Here is an 18,993-nt window from a genome sequence, read left to right on the forward strand (position 1 = left end):
CGCCGCCTCGATGGTTCAATGGCTAGGGTTTAAGAATGCCGGCGATCCGCGACAGCGCATCCAGCGTATGTTTCAGGTGGGCGCGCAAGGCGTCTGCCGCCTCTTCATTGCGCTCTCTTTCAAGCAGGTTAAGGACCTGCAGATGCTGCTTGCAATGCTTCGCGTAGCGTTGCCGGTCCTGCATCGAGCGGTACGAAAGCAGGCGGCGAACCCGGTTCACGCGCTTGATCGTGTCGATGAAAAAAGGATTGCCCGACGCCTCCACCAGCGACTCGTGAAAACGCACGCCGCGCTCGTGCAGTTGATCGGCGGTATCCGTCTGGATGCCGCCATCGAGCAGATGCTGTTCTGCGGCGCGGCAGCGCGCGAGCACACCGGGCACGAGGCGAAAGCCTGGTTCGAGCAAAGCCGCCGGCTCCAGCGCCAGCCGCAAGCGATACGACTGCAGCAGGCTATCCGGCGTCGTCAGCATGGTGGAGAACGCCCAGCCATAGCCCGGCTTCTTTTCGGCCCACCCTTCCTGGGCGATGCGGCCGAGCACGGCGTTCAGTTGCGCGTTGGTCAGGCCGTAACGCGTGCGGATCATCTGCTCCGAAAAAGTCTGCGGCAGCGTCCCTTTGAGCAGGTCGTCGGCAATGCGGAAGTAGACGCTCGTCACCGCGTCGGCCTCGGCGAGCCCCAGGGCGTCGACGACATCGGAAAGCGGCGCTTCGACAGGCCTCGCCAGAAAGAAGCCGCGGTTGCGCTCGCGCGACAGCACGCCTTTCTCATGCAGCAGCGCAAGCGCCTCGTTGACCGGTGAGCGCGACACGCGCAGCCGGTCGGCCAGCATTTGCGCCGGCAGATGAGTCCCCACCTCCATGCCGTCGGTCTGGATCAGTTCGACGATCTTGCTCGCAATGGATCTATCGTTATTCATGTGTGTCAGGTTGACGATCGACCCGCATCAATGCGCGTGCGCCGCGAGGGTTTTACGCAGGATCGAAGGAATCACGCCGCCGGAGCGCAGCAGTTGCACCTCCAGTTGCGTTTCGACGGCCGCGGTGGCTTCGAATGCTTCAATTCTGCCATTTCCCTTTACCCGGTTGATGCGAACCGGCACCGCGCAGCGCGGCGCGAGCTTATCCGCTGGCGCATCGACTTCAACCGTATCACCCGGCTGGATGTTCAGCGTCGCGGGATTGACGCCCGGCGGCAGACGCAGCGGCAGAATCCCCATGCCGATCAGGTTGGAGCGATGAATGCGTTCGAAGCTCACGGCCAGCACCGCGCGGATGCCCAGCAGCCGCTGCCCTTTGGCCGCCCAATCGCGTGAGGAACCCGTGCCGTAGCGTTCGCCCGCGATCAGCACGACCGGCTCGCCTTGCCGGCGGTAGCGCTCGGCCGCTTCGAAGATCGGCAGCACGTCGCCGCTTGGGATGTGGAGCGTGTGGGCGATCGGCGCGTCGCGCCTGAGCAGGTTGACCAGCGTCTTGCTGTAGAACGCCGCGCGCACCATCACTTCCCAGTTGCCGCGCCGGGACGCAAACACGTTCAGGTCATTGCGGTCGTCGCCACGCTCGACCAGATAATCGGCCACCATGCTGTCGCGCGGAATCGCGCTTGCGGGTGAGATGTGGTCAGTGGTGATGTCGTCACCGAGCACGAGCAGCGGATAAGCCCGATAGCAGCCAAACTGGCTCGCTTCAGTGAGGGCGGCAAACGGCGGCCGACGCAAGGCGGTTGATTTCGGGTCCCATGGAAAGCGCTGGCTAGCCGGCGCGCTCAGGCCACGCCAGACCGGATTTTGACTCGCGATAGCGAACGCACGGGGAAAGTCTTGCGGCGCGGCGGCAATGGCGAGCTGCGCCGCGATTTCTTCGCGCGTCGGCCACAGGTCCTGTAAATAGACCGGCGTGCCATCAGCGGCGACCTGCACGGGTTCGTGGCTCAGATCCACTTCAGCATTGCCGGCGAGCGCGAACGCGATCACCAGAGGCGGCGACATGATGAAGCCAAGATCGAGCTCGGGATGAATGCGGCCCGCGAAATTGCGGTTGCCGGACAACACGGCCACCGGATGAATCGACTGGTCGGCTAGCGCCTTTTGGACAGGAACAGTCAACGGACCCGAGTTGCCAATGCAGGTCGTGCAACCGTAGCCGACAATGTCGAAGCCGACCGCCGACAAATCCTCGATCAGCCCCGCCCGCTTCAGATAATCGGCGGCCGCGGGCGAGCCTGGCGCCAGCGAGGTTTTGACCCATGCAGGCGTTTTCAATCCGATGCGGTGCGCCTTGCGCGCGACGAGCCCTGCAGCGATCAGAAGCGCAGGGTCGGACGTGTTGGTGCAACTCGTAATGGCCGCGATGACGACCGGGTGCTTCGGCATGCCGGTCTCGCCAGGCGCGTGCGCCGGCGTGAACCTCAACGCCGCCAGTGTCTTCGCCGTATCGGCATAGCTCAGCAGGTCCTGCGGACGGCGCGGGCCGGCCACGTGCATGCCGATTACGCCCAGCTCGAGGTCGAGCACGCGTGTGTAACGCGGCTCGGCGTTCGGGTCGAACCATAGGCCGGTGTGTTTCGTGTATGCCTCGACCAGACGGACCGCATTTTCCTCGCGATGGGTCGAGCGAAGATAGGCCAACGTGTGGTCGTCCACCGCAAAGTAGCCGGTCGTCGCGCCGTATTCCGGCGCCATATTGGCCACCACGGCGCGCTCGCCCGCACTTAAGGTGGCGACGCCCGGTCCGAAGAACTCGACGAACTCCCCCGAGACGCCGATCTGACGCAGACGTTGCGTCACCGTCAAAGCCAGATCCGTGGCCCAGGTGCCTGGCGGCAGAGTGCCGGTCAAGCGCACGCCTATGACGTCCGGAATCCGCTGCATGACAGGCAAGCCGAACATCACCGTCTGCGCTTCCAGCCCGCCCACACCCCAGCCAAGCACGCCAATCCCGTTGATCATCGGCGTATGGCTGTCCGTGCCGATCAGCGTATCGGGGACCGCCCAGGTTTCGCCGTCGCGGCTTTCCGTCGACACGACGCTCGCGAGCTGTTCGAGGTTGATCGTATGCATGATGCCCGTGCCGGGCGGATGAATCCGCACGCCCCTCAGCGCCCCGGATGCCCAGCGTAAAAAGCGGTAGCGCTCCTGATTGCGGCGCAGTTCGAGCTGCAGGTTATCCGCTGCCGCGTCCGGGCGCGCGAAGTATTCGACGGCTAGCGAATGGTCGACCGACACGTCCACCGGCAACCCAGGATTTAGCACGGCTGGATCGATGCCCTGTTCCGCCAGCGCGTCACGCATGGCGGCGATATCGACGAGCGCCGGAGTGCTGGTGGTGTCGTGCATCAGCACCCGGCCGGGATGAAACGCGATTTCCGCCTCGCTCGTACCGTGTTCGAGCCACGCAAAAATGGCGCGCACCGCGCTATCCCGTTCGCTCCCGCTGGCATTGCGGATCACGTTCTCCAGCAGCAGGCGCAAGACTACCGGCAGCGATTGCAATTGCGCGCCGAAGAGCGCAGGCAGATCGACGAAACGGTAGGAGGCGTTGCCGACACTCAAGCGGCGTGGAGAAGAAAGCGAGAGATTTTCCATGTTTCGAGTTTTTGCACTTTCAATCGTCAAAATGCAATATACACGAAAACCGCATCATGGCGCCCTGCCTGAACCACGCCGGCACACCCGTATCGGATGTCTACGATACGCAGCGTTCAAACCGAACGCCGCACACGCCGCAATAAGTCATGACGGCCTCGCACTGCGGATTTGCAAAATGTGGCGGCGTTGCCATTTGAACGTCAGAGTGCGGCCAGTGATGCTCTCCTACAATCTGCCGCGTCTCAAGGACTATCGTGCCCGCACGCGGCACAGGTCTCACGCGGAACAGCAGCAGCAGGAGTAGTACCGTGGATCATCTGGATTCAATGCGCGTCTTCGTCAAGGTGGTGGACCTGGGCGGTTTCGCGCGCGCCGCCAGCGCGCTGCGAATCTCCAACGCCGTGGCGACGCGTCACGTCGCCGATCTCGAAGGACATCTGGGTACGCGATTGCTCAATCGCACCACCCGCAGTCTGTCGCCCACGGAATCCGGTCAGGTGTATCTGAAGCACGTGCGGCAGATTCTCGAGGAGCTGGACGACGTCGAGCAGATGGTGACCTCGCGCAACCAGGAGCCGGCCGGCACCTTGCGCATGGTTGCGCCCGTGGTATTTGGCCTGCACAAGCTCGCGCCCGTCCTGCAGCGCTATGCCGCGCGCTATCCGCGGGTCGTGCCCGACATCACGCTGGTGGACCGCCAGGTGGATCTGGTCGAAGAGGGATTCGACGTCGGCATCGTGATCGAGCGGAACACGCGCCACGCCGGTGTCGTGACACGTCCATTGACGACAGCCGCCGTGACCGTGTGCGCGACGCCCGATTATCTGCACCGGCACGGCACGCCGACGCACCCCGAACAACTGGTCGACTATCCGTGTCTGTTCCTCTCTTCGAGCCCTTGGGGCGAGGGGTGGATCTTCACCGGCCGCAGCGGCGAAACACGGGTGAGCCCGACCAACAAGATCGCCGCCAACAATATGGAAATGCTGCGGCAGTTTGCGCTGCTCGGCATGGGCATCGCGGTGCTGCCCAGCTATCTGATCGAACAGGACATCCAGCGCGGCGCGCTTGTGCCGCTGCTCGCCGGCTATCGTCTGCCGCAGATCGAGATCAACATCGTGTACCCGAGCCGCCGTTATTTTCCGGCCAAGCTGCGCACGTTTATCCATCATCTGTTCGGGCATTTCAATCCGACGCCGCAGGGCGCGACAGACGTTCAAGCAGATGCTGAAGTCGCAGCCGCCCAGCCTCGCACATCACGCTTGCGGACCTCGCAAACATGACTTCGCGTTGTATTTGCGCATCATTCGATGCCAAAAATTTGCTGGGGGCAACGGCCCCAGGACCCCATGCGCGCGCCTTCAGGAACGCTGCGCGCACCGCCGAATCGCTTTTGGCATCAGGGTCTTGCGATTTATTCCAGCAGCATCGTTGCAGACAAAAAAATCAGTATTGCTAAAAATCGTGGATTCACCGCGCATGAGCCTCACTAAACTGCACCTGCCCTAAACCAAGGGTCAACAGATAAGCAAACTCAGCAAGACCACGGAGCGAAAGACATGAAAAAGACCGTAATGTTAGCTGCCCTGACGGGCGCTTTTGCGACTGCCGCTCACGCGCAGAGCAGCGTTACGCTGTACGGCATTATCGACACGGGCATCACCTACACCAGCAACCAGTCGGGCCACAGCAACTGGCAAGTCACCGACGGTGCGATCAATACGAGCCGTTGGGGTCTGCGTGGTAACGAAGACCTCGGTGGCGGTCTGAAGGCGATCTTCCAGTTGGAAAACGGCTTTAACGTCGACACCGGCGGCCTGCGCCAGAACAGTCGTCTGTTTGGCCGTCAGGCCTTCGTCGGGCTGGCTGACGATCAGTACGGCGGCGTCACGCTGGGTCGCCAGTACGACAGCGTGGTCGACTACGTCGGCCCGCTCGCGCTGACCGGCACGCAATACGGCGGCACGTACTTCGCCCACCCGTTCGACAACGACAACCTCGACAACGATTTCCGCGTCGACAACTCGATCAAGTTCCAGAGCGCCAACTACAGCGGCTTCAAGTTCGGCGCCTTGTACGGCTTCTCGAACCAGGCGGGCGAGTTCGCGAACAACCGCGCGTACAGCTTCGGCGCGTCGTATAACTACGCCGGCCTGACGGTCGCAGCGGGCTACCTGCAACTGAATAACGACGTCACCTCGGCGGCCATTACGAACACCAATGGCGCACTCGACGGCGACGACACCTTCTTCGCAGGCCGCCAGCGCACCTGGGGTGCGGGCGCCAAATACGCGTTCGGCCCGGCTGTGGCAGGCTTCGTGTTTACGCAGACGCTCCTGAACCAGGCGTTCGGCATTTCGGCGAGCCAATCGGGCGTGACCGGCGGTGTGGCGCTCAATGGCGGCAGCGCGCGCTTTAACAACTATGAAGTGAACGGCCGTTACGCGATCACGCCGGCTATCAGCCTGGCGGGCGCCTATACGTATACCGACGGCAGCCTGAACGGCGCCGATCCGAAGTGGAACCAGGTGAACATTCAGGCCGCTTATCTGCTGTCCAAGCGCACTGAGCTGTACCTGCAAGGCGAATATCAGCACGTGATCGAAGACGGCCTGAACATCGGCGCAATGATCAATGGTCTGTCGAATGCATCGGCCACCAACAACCAGGTTGCCGTGACGGCAGGTATCCGTCATACGTTCTAAGCGGATCGCGGCGCTCTAACGGCCGCTGCAACAGAGTTACCGCTGTAATCGGGGAAATGCCGTCCGGCCACGAGCCGGACGGCATTTTCATGCGTGCCTTGGGCGAGGCGCGCGGCGCTTTGAATATCCACTTTGGACATCCGGATAGTGGGCACGCTGCGCAGGCCGATCCGCTTTCGCGGCGCATCGGGCCGAAGTGCAGTCCTGCTGTTTTTTGCACAACTGTATTGTGCGAAATGTCCCTTTTAAATCGGTTTACCGCCCGGTACGCTGCGTCGCCTTGACGCTGCGGCAACAAACAGGACTTTTTTTCCTGTCAGCAGCAATTCCGGGCTTTGTGTACATTCTGGCTTGGTTCGGGCTACGGAGTCGCTGATTGCCTGCACCGAGCGCAACAACGACGTCTTTTCCCAAGCCCTGGAATCCTCATGCTCGCCCTAGTCCGAATAGCCCTCCGGCGACCCTACACCTTCGTCGTTCTGGCGATCTTCATCCTGATCATCGGCCCCTTGTCGGCGCTTAAAACGCCCACCGACATCTTCCCCGACATCCGGATTCCGGTCATCAGCGTGGTGTGGCAGTACACGGGCCTGCCGCCGGACCAGATGGTCGGCCGCATCACCTCGCCTTTCGAACGCACCCTGACGACCACCGTCAACGACGTCGAGCACATCGAAGCCGAGTCGGTGGCGGGCTTCGGCATCATCAAGATTTTCTTCCAGCCCGGCGTCAACATCAGTACCGCCAACGCGCAGGTGACCGCCGTCGCGCAGACCCAGTTGCGGCAGTTGCCGCCCGGCACCACGCCGCCGCTGATCCTGAACTACAACGCCTCGACGGTGCCGATCATCCAGCTCGCATTGTCGGGTAAAGGGCTGACCGAGCAGAACCTCGGCGACCTGGGCCTGAATGCGGTGCGTCCGGTTCTGACGACCGTCGCCGGCGCGGCGATTCCGTATCCGTTCGGCGGCAAGACCCGTCAGGTGCAGATCGACGTCGACCCGGTCGCCATGCAGGCACGCGGCTTGTCCGCGCAGGACGTGGCCAACGCGCTCGCGACCCAGAACCTGATCACGCCGGTCGGCACGGAAAAGATCGGCGACTACGAATACACGCTGCAACTGAACGACGCGCCCTCGCAGATCAAGGCGCTCGGCGACCTGCCGATCAAGGCGGCCAACGGCACCACGGTGTATATCCGCGACATCGCCAACGTGCGCGACGGCAGCCCGCCGCAGACCAACATCGTGCACGTGAACGGCAAGCGTTCGGTGCTGATGTCGGTGCTGAAGAACGGTTCGGTGTCCACGCTCGGCATCATCTCCGGCATCAAGGCTCAGATCGCCGCCGCGAAGGCCTCGTGGCCCGACAATCTGCAGATCGATCCGATCGGCGACCAGTCGCTGTTCGTGCGCGCGGCCATCACCGGCGTGGCGCGCGAAGGCGTGATCGCCGCCGTGCTCACCAGCCTGATGATTCTGCTGTTCCTCGGCAGCTGGCGCTCCACCATCATCATCGCCACCTCGATTCCGCTGGCGATTCTCGGCTCCATTGCGACGCTGTCCGCGCTCGGCGAGACGCTGAACATCATGACGCTCGGCGGCCTCGCCCTGGCGGTGGGAATTCTGGTCGACGATGCGACGGTGACCATCGAAAACATCAACTGGCACCTCGAACACGGCAAAGAGGTGGAGACGGCGATTCTCGACGGCGCCGCGCAGATCGTGACGCCCGCGTTCGTTTCGCTGCTGTGTATCTGTATCGTGTTCGTGCCGATGTTCTTCCTGAACGGCGTGGCGCGCTTCCTGTTCGTGCCGATGGCCGAGGCGGTGATCTTCGCGATGATCTCCTCGTTCATCCTCTCGCGCACGCTGGTGCCGACCATGGCCAAGTATCTGCTGAAGCAACACGTGCAGCACGAGGAAGGCCACGAACCCAAGCGGCCCGGTCCGCTCGGGCGTTTTCAGCGCGGCTTCGAGGCGCGCTTCGAGAAAGTGCGCGCCGGTTATCACGGCCTGCTCGAACTGGCGCTGACGCATCGCGGCCCGTTCGTGATCGGCTTTCTCAGCTTCGTGCTGATTTCGTTCGCCCTCGTGCCGTTCCTTGGCCGCAACTTCTTCCCGGCCGTCGACGCCGGCCAGATCCTGATGCACGTGCGGGCGCCGGTTGGCGTGCGCGTCGAGAAGACCGCGCAGATCTTCGCCAATGTGGAAGGCGCGATCCGCGAGATCATTCCGCCGGCCGATCTGGGCACCGTGGTCGACAACATGGGCCTGCCGGTGAGCGGCATCAACACCGCGTACAACAACACCGGCACGGTGGGCTCGCAGGACGGCGACATCCAGATTGCGCTGAACGAAGGGCATGCGCCGACCGCCGAATATGTGCGCACCATGCGCGAGAAACTGCCGCGCGAATTCCCCGGCGTCACCTTCTCGTTCCCGCCTGCGGACATCATCAGCCAGATTCTGAACTTCGGCTCGCCCGCGCCGATCGATCTGCAGATTCGCGGCAATAACCTGGCGGCGAACTTCACCTACGCGGATCGCATTCTTGGCCAGATCCGCGACGTGCCGGGCGTGGTGGATGCACGGATCGCGCAGTCGCAAGGCAATCCCACTTTCAACGTGGACGTCGACCGGACCCGCGCGCAACTGGTGGGCATCACCGAACGCGACGTGACCAACAGCATGGTGGTGAACCTCGCGGGTTCGAGCCAGGTGGCGCCGACCTTCTGGCTGAATAATGCCAACGGCGTGTCGTATCCGATCGTGATGCAGACGCCGCAATACAGCCTCGATTCGCTCTCGGCCCTGCAAAATCTGCCGATCACCGCGAGCGGCGGCGGCGCCTCGCAGATTCTCGGCGGCCTCGCCACGGTCCAGCGCACCAGCAGCAACGAAGTGGTGAGCCAGTACAACATCCAGCCGATGGTCGAAATCTTCGCGACCACCCAGGACCGCGACCTTGGCGCAGTGGCCTCCGATATCCAGCGCATCGTGCAGCAAAACGCCCACGCCTTGCCGAAGGGGACCACGGTCGCCCTGCTCGGCCAGGTGCAAACCATGAACAGTGCCTTCTCGGGCATGCTGTTCGGCCTGCTGGGCGCGGTGGTGCTGATCTATCTGCTGATCGTGGTGAACTTCCAGTCGTGGGCGGATCCGTTCGTGATCGTGACCGCGTTGCCGGCCGCACTGGCAGGCATCGTGTGGATGCTGTTCGCCACCCACACCACCCTCTCCGTACCCGCGCTGACCGGCGCCATCATGTGTATGGGGGTGGCCACGGCCAACTCGATTCTGGTGGTCAGCTTCTGCCGCGAGCGGCTCGCCGAACACGGCGATCCCTTCAAGGCCGCGCTCGAAGCAGGCTTCACGCGTTTCCGTCCGGTGCTGATGACCGCGCTGTCGATGATCATCGGCATGGCGCCGATGGCCCTCGCGCTCGGCGAAGGCGGCGAGCAGAACGCGCCGCTTGGCCGCGCCGTGATCGGCGGCCTGCTGTTCGCCACGACCGCATCGCTGTTCCTCGTCCCCGTCATTTTCTGTATCGTCCACGCGCGCCCCGGGCGCGCGGCTACCCCGGCAGCCGCTTCGGGAGGTCCTGCACATGTCGTCTGAATCCGCTTTCCCCGCTAATCCGCCGTCGCGCCGTCCGCTCAAGGTTGCGGCCATTGTCGGCGTGCTGGTCGTGCTCGGCATCGTCGCCGCGGGCCTCGCGCTGCGCGCCGTCGACGCACGCAAGCTCAAGACCTGGACCGACGCCCAGTCCGTGCAGACCGTCAACCTGATCACGCCGATCAAGGACGCCAACGGGCCGTCGCTGCAACTACCCGGCCGGCTCGAAGCCTATACGCGGGCGCCGATCTTCGCCCAGGTCAGCGGTTATCTGAAGTCGTGGAATGCCGATATCGGCACACACGTCAAGGCCGGCCAGGTGCTGGCTGAAATCGACACGCCGGAGCTCGACCAGCAATTGATCCAGGCGCGCGCCGATCTGCAGAGCGCGCAGGCCAATGCGCTGGTGGCCGGCACCACGGCCAAGCGCTGGGAAGCATTGCGCGGCACCGATTCGGTCGCCCAGCAGGACGTCGACCAGCGCACCGCCGACTACACCGCACGCAACGCCATCGCCGCAGCGGCCAAGGCCAACGTCGACCGGCTGGTCGCCACCAAGGCGTTCGCGCGCGTGGTGGCGCCGTTCGACGGCGTGGTGACGGCGCGCGATACCGACGTCGGCGCGCTGGTGAATGCGGGCAGCGGCGGCGTCGGCCAGGCGCTCTTCGATGTGTCCGAGGTCAAGCAGTTGCGCGTCTACGTGCAGGTGCCGCAGAACTTCTCGCCGGCCATCCATGACGGCACCACCGCATCGCTGACCGTGCCCGAGTATCCGGACCAGCAGTTCACCGCGCGCGTCATCGCGGCGGCGGATTCGGTCAATTCGAGTTCCGGCACGACGCTCGTGCAGCTGCTGGTGGACAACACCAACGGCAAGCTGCTGCCAGGCGGTTTCGCCAGCCTCAAGTTCACGCTGCCGGTCGCCGCGGACGCGGTGCGCGTGCCGGCCAGCGCGCTGGTGTTCGACAGCCGCGGCGTGATGGTCGCTACCTTGGGCGCGAACGACCAGGTGCAGTTCAAGCACGTGAAGATCGACCGCGACCTGGGCGACTCGGTGGAGATCGGCGCAGGCCTCGCCGCCAGCGACCGCGTGATCGATACGCCGCCGGACGGCCTCGTCGACGGCGACCACGTGCAGATCGCCACGGCGGCTGACAAGAAGGCGGCGGCACATGGTTAAGTATGGACTTCCGGTGCTGCTCTCAGGCGCCGTCGCCCTCTCCGCCTGTTCGCTCGCGCCGGATTATCACGTCCCGCCCACGCCGGTCGCCGCGCAATACAAAACCATCGGCCCGTGGACTAGCGCGCAGCCGGCCGACCAGATCGACCGCAACGGCTGGTGGAAGATCTACGGCGACAGCCAGCTCGACGATCTCGAAACCCGCCTGCTCGCCCACAACACCGACCTGCGCGCGGCCTACGCGCACTATCAGCAGGCTCAGGCGTTCGTCGCCCAGGTGGAGTCGGGACTCTATCCGACCGTCAGCGTGAACGCCGCGCCGCTGCGCGAGCGTCAATCCGACACCGCGCCGTTGCGCGGCAATGGCCCGGCCGATTACAACTCCGTCACGCTCGGCGCCTCGGTCAAATACGACCTCGACCTGTGGGGCCGCGTGCGCGACTCCGTGCTGGCCGGCAAGGACGAAGCCCAGGCGACCAAGGCCGATCTCGCTTCGGTGCAGCTCAGCCTGCAGGTGGAACTGGCCGACAGCTACATCCAGCTACGCGGACTCGATCAGCAGACCGAACTATTGACGCAGACCGAGGCGGCCTTCGCCAAGGCGCTGCAACTCACGCAAACGCTGCATGGCAGCGGCATCGTGTCCGGCCTCGACGTGTCGCGTGCGCAGACGCAGCTTTCCTCGGCGCAGTCGCAGCTCTCGCAGAATCTCGCCCAGCGCGCGCTGCTTGAACATGCGATTGCGGTGTTGGTAGGCGCGTCGGCGTCGGAGTTCAGTCTGCCGCAGCAAACGGCGGCCATCGCGTTGCCGGTGATTCCCACCGGCCTGCCTTCGACGCTGCTGCAGCGCCGCCCTGATGTCGCCGCGGCGGAGCGCCGCGTGGCGGAGGCCAATGCGCAGATCGGCGTGGCGCGCGCGGCGTATTTCCCGGACATCACGCTCGGCCTGCAAGGCGGCGTGCAGAGCGCGGCCTATGCCGGGCTGGTGAGCGCGCCGAACGCCTTCTGGGCGATCGGACCGCAACTCGTGCAGTACGTCTTCGACGGCGGCTTCCGTCGCGCGAAACTCGACGCGGCCAAGGCGGCCACCGAAGAAGCCGGCGAGCGCTATCGCGGCGTGGTGCTGTCCGCGTTCCAGCAGGTTGAAGATAACCTCTCGCTGCTGTCGTATCTCGGCACCGCGCTGGCTCAACAACGCGATGCGGCCGCTTACGCGCAAACCACCGTCGACCTCGCGACGCGTCAGTACAAGCAAGGCACGGTGGGCTATCTGGATGTGGTGCAGGCGCAGACCGTGGCACTCGATGCAGAGCGCAGCGTGCTCGATATCCAGACGCGGCAATTGAGCGCCAACGTGCAGTTGCTGCACGCGCTGGGCGGCGGCTGGTCCAGCGACGAGCTGGCCCTCGTGGCCGCCACGCCCGCGCTGGTGGCGGCGAACGGCGAGCATGCAACCAATTGACGCCTGGCGGGGCTGAGCGTGTCGCTTCGCTAGCGACATGCTCAGCCCCGCCCGGTCGCCGACGGACAGCCGGCGCACAATCCCACTCGACGAAACCGGTTCAGACCAGGAACAGTCGTTGCTCGAAGCAGCATGAATATGCTGCGGCGCGCGATGTACCCACGCCGTCCTCGTCATCTGTTTCGTGGAGATTGCAATGAGCCAAACCGTCGGTGATTTCATCGTCGAGCGACTGCATGCGTGGGGCGTTCGTCGTATCTACGGCTACCCGGGAGACGGCATCAACGGCGTGTTCGGCGCGCTTAACCGGGCGGATGGAAAAATCGAGTTCGTTCAGGTCCGTCATGAAGAAATGGCGGCTTTCATGGCCTCGGCGCATGCGAAATTCACCGGCGAACTGGGCGTATGCATCGCCACCTCGGGGCCAGGCGCATCGCATCTGATTACCGGCCTCTACGATGCCCGCATGGATCACATGCCGGTGCTGGCGATTGCCGGGCAGCAGGCGCGCGCCGCGCTCGGCGGCCACTATCAGCAGGAACTGGATCTGGTTTCCCTGTTCAAGGACGTGGCCGGCGCGTTCGTCGAACAGGCCAGTGTGCCTTCGCAGGTGCGGCATCTGGTGGATCGCGCCGTGCGCACCGCGTTGGCGGAACGCAAGGTGACCGCCATCGTGCTGCCTAACGATCTGCAGGACCTGGCTTACGAAGCCCCTGGCCGCAAGCACGGCACGCTGCACTCGGGCGTAGGTTACCGTGCGCCTCGCCTCGTACCCTATCCCGACCATCTGCAACAGGCTGCGGACGTCCTTAACGCCGGCAAAAAAGTCGCCATCCTGGTCGGGGCCGGCGCGCTCGATGCCACTGACGAAGTCATCGCCGTCGCCGAAAAACTGGGTGCGGGTGTCGCCAAGGCGCTGCTGGGTAAAGCCGTCCTGCCGGACGATCTGCCGTGGGTGACCGGCTCGATCGGGCTGCTCGGCACCAAGCCCAGCTACGACCTGATGACCGAATGCGACACCTTGCTGATGATCGGCTCCGGCTTCCCCTACGCGGAATTCCTGCCCAAGGAAGGCGCCGCGCGCGGCGTGCAGATCGATCTCAAAGCCGACATGCTGAGCCTGCGCTACCCGATGGAAGTGAATCTGGTCGGCGATAGCGCGGAAACCTTGCGCGCCCTGCTCCCTCTGCTGGAGCAAAAGCCGGATACCGCATGGCGTAAAAAAATCGAACGCTGGACCGCGGACTGGTGGAAAACGCTCGACAAGCGCGCCCACGAGAACGGCAAGGACGGCGTCAATCCGCAACGCACGGTGTACGAACTGTCGCCGCGTGTGCCGGCCAATGCCATCGTCACCAGCGACTCGGGTTCCTGCGCGAACTGGTATGCGCGCGACCTGAAGGTACAGCGCGGCATGATGTGTTCGCTCTCCGGCGGTCTCGCTTCGATGGGCGCGGCCGTCCCTTACGCCATTGCCGCCAAGTTCGCGTTTCCCGAGCGTCCGGTGATCGCGCTGGTCGGTGACGGCGCGATGCAGATGAACAACATGGCAGAACTCATTACCGTGGCGAAGTACTGGAAACAGTGGGCCAATCCGCGCTGGATCTGCATGGTGCTGAACAATAGCGACCTGAATCAGGTCACGTGGGAACAGCGTGCCATGGAAGGCGACCCAAAATTCGCCGCGTCGCAAGACATTCCGTCCGTGCCGTATCACCGCTTTGCGGAATTGATCGGTTTGAAAGGCATTTACGTGGACGATGCCGAACGCATGGGCGCGGCCTGGGACGAAGCGCTCGCCTCGGACCGGCCGGTGGTGCTCGAAGTGAAGGCCGATCCGAATATCGCGCCGTTGCCGCCGCACATCACGCTCGCGCAGGCCAAGGCGTTTGCCTCGACGCTGCTCAAGGGCGATCCGGACGAAGGCAATGTGATCGTCGAAACCGCCAAGCAGGTGCTCGACGCGGTGATTCCGGGACATCGCGACAAATAACACTGCAAGGCGGCTGAAAACGCGTGGTTCAGCCGCCGGCCTTGCTCACGCGCCAAACGGTATTGCCGACGTCGTCCGCGATCACCAGCGCGCCATCCTTGTCCTGCGTGAGTCCAACCGGTGCGCCATACAACTGCTTTTCGTCGTCCGAAGCAAATCCGGTGACGACCGGTTTCGGCGCCCCCACCGGCTTACCGTTTTCAAAAGCCACGTACACGACCGCGTAACCGCTCAGCGGCGAACGGTCCCAACTGCCGTGCTCGCCGATAAAAGCGCCGCCTTGATACTGCGCCGGCAGGTTGCCGCCGCCCGCGAACAGCAGTCCGAGCGGTGCGACGTGCGAGCCAATCGAATAGTCCGGGCTGATCGCCTTCGCCACCAGGTCGGGACGCTGCGGCTGGGCACGCGGGTCCACGTGCTGGCCCCAGTAGCTGTACGGCCAGCCGTAGAACGCCCCTTGCTGCACCGAGGTCAGATAATCGGGGACCAGATCCGCGCCGATCTCGTCGCGTTCGTTGGCGACCGCCCACAGCCGTCCGGTTTTCGGCTCCCATTGCAGCCCGGTGGGATTGCGTATGCCGGCTGCATAGATACGGGTGCCGCCCGTCGCGATGTCCACTTCCAGCACGTTGGCGCGGCGATACTCGACCTCCGGCCCGTTCTCGGTGACGTTGCTGTTCGATCCCACCCCGACGAACAGCTTCTTGCCGTCGGGACTGGCGAGCAGCGCCTTGGTCCAGTGATGGTTGACGGTATCGGGAAGATCGGTCAGTTCGACGCCGGGGGTCGAAATGCTGGTTTCGCCCGCCTGATAGGGAAACGCCAGGATGGCATCCGTATCGGCGACATAGAGCGTGCTGCCGACGAGCTGCATGCCGAACGGCGAATGCAGGTGGTCGATAAAGGTGTATTTGTCCCATTGCCCGCTGCCGTCAGCACGTTTGCGCAGCAGCGTAATGCGATTGGCGCCTTTGGCTTTCTTGCCCGAGCGTCCTGTAACCAGCCCGGCAATCAGTTGCTTCGGCGTGGTCACGGCCTCTTTGTCCGGACTGTTCGATTCGGCCACGAGGATGTCGCCATTGGGGAGTGCATAGACCTGGCGCGGGTGTTTCAGACCCGAGGCGATGGCCTCGATCTGCAAGCCGTCTGCCACCTTAGGCTTGGCGCCGTTTTGCCAACCGACGAACTTCGGCACCTGCATGGGCGGTGTGAAAAAATTGCGCGCGCCTGGTAAAGGAGGGTTAGCGCCGGCCTGATTTTGCGGATCGTACTGTGCGCGCTCATTGCATCCGCTCAGCAGCATGACGATCGTGAGCGCGGTCGCGCTATTCAAAATGGATCTATTCACGAGCGGCTCCTTCGAAATCGAACCTGGCGAATGCAAGCGCGAATTGCCCGATGCTGAGCAACGCCACGGTAATCAGCGACAGGATCACATTCTCGGGGACCATCGCATAGGCGTCCCGGCTGTGGACAAAGGCGTTGAGAATCGCCGCGACGATGCCCAGCAGGTTCAACCAGAAGTCGACCCGTTCTATTCGTGCCGCCCGCCTGCGCGAGAAAAGCCATACGTGGCCGAGATTGATCAGGCGCGGAATAATGGCGAAAAAGAGCCCCGTGGTAACGAGCCACGCTGCGCCTTTGCCCCAGAACACATTGCCGGTGGCGGCGTAGGTGATGTCGAAAATCAGCGTCCCGACAAAGAGGCCATACGGGATCGGGTTGAGCAGATCGAAAATCGCGCGGGCGAATCTCGATCGATAGGTGGCGGTGGTCGGAGTCATCGGCAATCCCTCGTGCACGGCACTTTCATGCCTGTCGCGCAGCTTGCCCCAGGCGAATGCGGGAAAATGGGAGCGCCACGCGGACTCCCGTCCACTATTAGCAGGCTGCATACCTGATACGAAATGACCGGTTAAATGACCTATTGTTAGTACAGGCACTTTTTTTGCGTCTCGATGCGGTTGCCCTTTCGCCGCTGCAGGTTCGCTCTGCGTTCCGCTGCAGGTTCCGCTTCACGCTCTAATAGAAATCCAAGAGGTCATCATGCAGAAGACTGCATCATCAGGCATAGCCCGTCTCCTCAGCGTGCTGTTCGCGGCGCTTGCCGGCCTGTTTCTGCTGATTGGCGGAGCCTGGCTGCTCGCGATTGGCGGCTCGCCCTACTACGTCGTCGCCGGCCTGGTCATGCTGGTCACGGCTGCCCTGCTTTACCGAGGTAAAGCGAGCGCCCTCGGGCTCTACGCGCTATTTCTGCTCTGCACCGTCGTGTGGGCGGTGTGGGAAGTGGGCTTCGACTTCTGGGCGCTGACGCCGCGACTCGACGTGCTGGTGATCTTCGGCATCTGGCTGTTGCTGCCGTTCGTCTACCGTACCCTCGATGCGCCCGGCAAGCACATGGGGCCGGCGCTGGGCGGCATCCTGATACTCAGCGGCCTCGTGCTCGCGTATGCGGCCTTTAACGATCCGCAGGAAATCAACGGGACCGTGAGCGCCAATGCAGCAGCAGCGGCCTCGCCGGCAGAGGCCGAAACGGCAGCCGACTGGCCCGCCTACGGCCGCACGCAGCAAGGCACGCGCTACTCGCCGCTGAAGCAGATCACCGCGGACAACGTGAAAAACCTGCAGGTGGCGTGGACCTTCCGCACCGGCGACATGAAGCGCCCAAGCGACCCGGTCGAAACCACCAACGAAGTCACGCCAATCAAGGTGGGCAACATGCTCTATCTGTGCTCGCCGCACCAGATCCTGTTCGCGCTGGACGCGGCGACCGGCAAGCTGGCGTGGAAATTCGACCCCGGCCTGAAAACCGATCCGAGCTTCCAGCACGTGACCTGCCGTGGTGTCTCCTATCACGACTCGACGGCCGCAAGCACCGGCGACAAAGGGCAAACGCCGGCCGCGAACGCCGCGCCCGCGCTGTGCGCACGCCGCGTGATTCTGCCGGTCAACGACGGCCACCTGTACGCCCTCGACGCGCAGACGGGTCAACGCTGCCCGGGGTTCGGCAACAACGGCGACCTCGATCTGCAACACGGTCAGCCGGTGACCACCGCGGGCCAATATGAACCCACGTCCCCGCCGGTCATCACCGACAAGGTGATCGTGGTCGCGGGCGCGGTGACGGACAACTATTCGACTCGCGAGCCTTCCGGGGTGATCCGCGGCTTCGACGTGGATACCGGCAAGCTGCTGTGGGCCTTCGATCCGGGCGCCAAAGATCCGAACACCGTGCTCGGCGACGGCGAGCATTACTCGCTGAATTCGCCGAACTCGTGGGCGCCCGCCGTCTACGACGCCAAGCTCGACATCGTCTATCTGCCGATGGGCGTGACCACACCCGACATCTGGGGCGGCAACCGGACGCCGGAACAGGAGCGCTATGCAAGCGGCCTGCTCGCGCTGCATGCCTCGACCGGCAAGCTGGCCTGGTTCTACCAGACGGTGCATCACGACCTGTGGGACATGGACCTGCCGGCCCAGCCGACGCTGGCCGACATCACCGACAAATCAGGCAACGTCGTGCCGGTGGTCTACGCGCCCGCCAAGACCGGCAATATCTTCGTACTCGATCGCCGCACCGGCGCACTCGTGGTGCCGGCCCCGGAACAGCCGGTTCCGCAAGGCGCGGCGCCGGGCGATCATCTGTCGCCCACCCAGCCGTTCTCCGAACTGACGTACCGGCCGAGCAAGAAACTGTCCGGCGCCGACATGTGGGGCGCGACGATGTTCGATCAGATGGTCTGCCGCGTGATGTTCCACCGCCTCAACTATGACGGCACCTTCACGCCGCCTTCGGAGCGCGGCACGCTGGTGTTTCCGGGCAACCTCGGCATGTTCGAGTGGGGCGGCATGGCAATCGATACCGACCGGCAGATTGCGATTACCAATCCGATTGCGCTGCCGTTCGTCTCGCGGCTGATTCCGCGCGGCCCGCACAATCCGCTGGAACCGCCTGCCAGCGGTGCGGGCGGCACCGGCACCGAATCCGGCGTGCAACCGCAGTACGGCGTGCCGTTCGGCGTGACGCTCAATGCGTTTCTGTCGCCGCTCGGTTTGCCGTGCAAACAGCCGGCGTGGGGCTATGTCTCGGCGATCGATCTGAAAACCGACCAGATTGTCTGGAAGAAACGTATCGGCACCGTGCGCGACAGCTCACCGCTGCCGCTGCCGTTCAAGATGGGCATGCCGATGCTCGGTGGCCCCATGACCACGGCGGGCGATGTGTTCTTCATTGGCGCCACCGCGGACAACTATATCCGCGCCTTCAGCACCAATACGGGCGAGCAACTGTGGCAGGCCCGCCTGCCGGCGGGCGGTCAGGCCACGCCGATGAGCTACTCGATCAACGGCAGGCAATACGTCGTGATTGCCGCCGGCGGGCATGGCTCGTTCGGCACGAAACTGGGCGATTACGTCATCGCCTACGCGTTGCCTGAAGGAAGTTGAG

At 63.8% G+C, this 18,993-nt stretch carries 11 protein-coding genes; 7 read left to right on the plus strand and 4 right to left on the minus strand.

Annotated features, from left to right (window positions below; all coding sequences use genetic code 11):
* Positions 1–22 precede the first annotated feature (22 nt).
* Together FQ755_RS19560 and acnA are read right to left on the minus strand one after the other, a co-directional pair.
* Complete coding sequence (locus FQ755_RS19560; RefSeq protein ID WP_144156455.1) at positions 23–919, minus strand: GntR family transcriptional regulator; 897 nt, start codon at positions 917–919, stop codon at positions 23–25.
* Positions 920–946: 27 nt separating this feature from the next.
* Positions 947–3,583 (minus strand): aconitate hydratase AcnA, encoded by a 2,637-nt coding sequence (gene acnA, locus FQ755_RS19565; RefSeq protein WP_144156456.1) that lies wholly within the window; start codon positions 3,581–3,583, stop codon positions 947–949.
* A 311-nt stretch (positions 3,584–3,894) separates the two neighbouring features.
* On the opposite strand from acnA, the gene FQ755_RS19570 reads away from it, so the two are divergent.
* The 6 genes from FQ755_RS19570 (at position 3,895) to FQ755_RS19595 (ending at position 14,543) form a co-directional block, all read left to right on the plus strand.
* Positions 3,895–4,869: a LysR family transcriptional regulator gene (locus FQ755_RS19570; protein WP_144156457.1), complete on the plus strand. Its 975-nt coding sequence runs from the start codon at positions 3,895–3,897 to the stop codon at positions 4,867–4,869.
* Positions 4,870–5,145: 276 nt separating this feature from the next.
* Positions 5,146–6,291, plus strand: coding sequence for a porin (locus FQ755_RS19575; RefSeq protein WP_144156458.1), 1,146 nt, complete (start codon positions 5,146–5,148; stop codon positions 6,289–6,291).
* A 428-nt stretch (positions 6,292–6,719) separates the two neighbouring features.
* The gene (locus tag FQ755_RS19580) at positions 6,720–9,911 is read left to right on the plus strand and encodes an efflux RND transporter permease subunit (RefSeq protein ID WP_144156459.1); all 3,192 of its coding nucleotides are present in this window, start codon (positions 6,720–6,722) and stop codon (positions 9,909–9,911) included.
* The gene (locus FQ755_RS19585; RefSeq protein ID WP_144156460.1) at positions 9,901–11,088 is read left to right on the plus strand and encodes an efflux RND transporter periplasmic adaptor subunit; all 1,188 of its coding nucleotides are present in this window, start codon (positions 9,901–9,903) and stop codon (positions 11,086–11,088) included. The genes FQ755_RS19580 and FQ755_RS19585 overlap by 11 nt, the downstream gene beginning before the upstream one ends.
* A complete protein-coding gene (locus FQ755_RS19590) occupies positions 11,081–12,550 on the plus strand; it encodes an efflux transporter outer membrane subunit (protein ID WP_144156461.1) in 1,470 nt (489 codons plus the stop codon). Before FQ755_RS19585 ends, FQ755_RS19590 begins: the two co-directional genes overlap by 8 nt.
* A gap of 196 nt (positions 12,551–12,746) precedes the next feature.
* Positions 12,747–14,543 (plus strand): thiamine pyrophosphate-requiring protein, encoded by a 1,797-nt coding sequence (locus FQ755_RS19595; protein ID WP_144156462.1) that lies wholly within the window; start codon positions 12,747–12,749, stop codon positions 14,541–14,543.
* A gap of 28 nt (positions 14,544–14,571) precedes the next feature.
* On the opposite strand, the gene FQ755_RS19600 is transcribed toward FQ755_RS19595, so the two are convergent.
* Positions 14,572–15,846, minus strand: coding sequence for a PQQ-dependent sugar dehydrogenase (locus FQ755_RS19600; protein WP_144157045.1), 1,275 nt, complete (start codon positions 15,844–15,846; stop codon positions 14,572–14,574).
* Positions 15,847–15,883: 37 nt separating this feature from the next.
* The gene (locus FQ755_RS19605; RefSeq protein ID WP_144156463.1) at positions 15,884–16,327 is read right to left on the minus strand and encodes a DUF2231 domain-containing protein; all 444 of its coding nucleotides are present in this window, start codon (positions 16,325–16,327) and stop codon (positions 15,884–15,886) included.
* 262 nt (positions 16,328–16,589) lie between these two features.
* On the opposite strand from FQ755_RS19605, the gene FQ755_RS19610 reads away from it, so the two are divergent.
* Positions 16,590–18,992, plus strand: a complete 2,403-nt coding sequence (locus tag FQ755_RS19610; protein ID WP_144156464.1) for a glucose/quinate/shikimate family membrane-bound PQQ-dependent dehydrogenase — start codon at positions 16,590–16,592, stop codon at positions 18,990–18,992.
* Position 18,993: the final 1 nt, after the last annotated feature.

It is taken from the genome of Paraburkholderia sp. BCC1885, assembly GCF_900996235.1.
Taxonomy (GTDB): domain Bacteria; phylum Pseudomonadota; class Gammaproteobacteria; order Burkholderiales; family Burkholderiaceae; genus Paraburkholderia.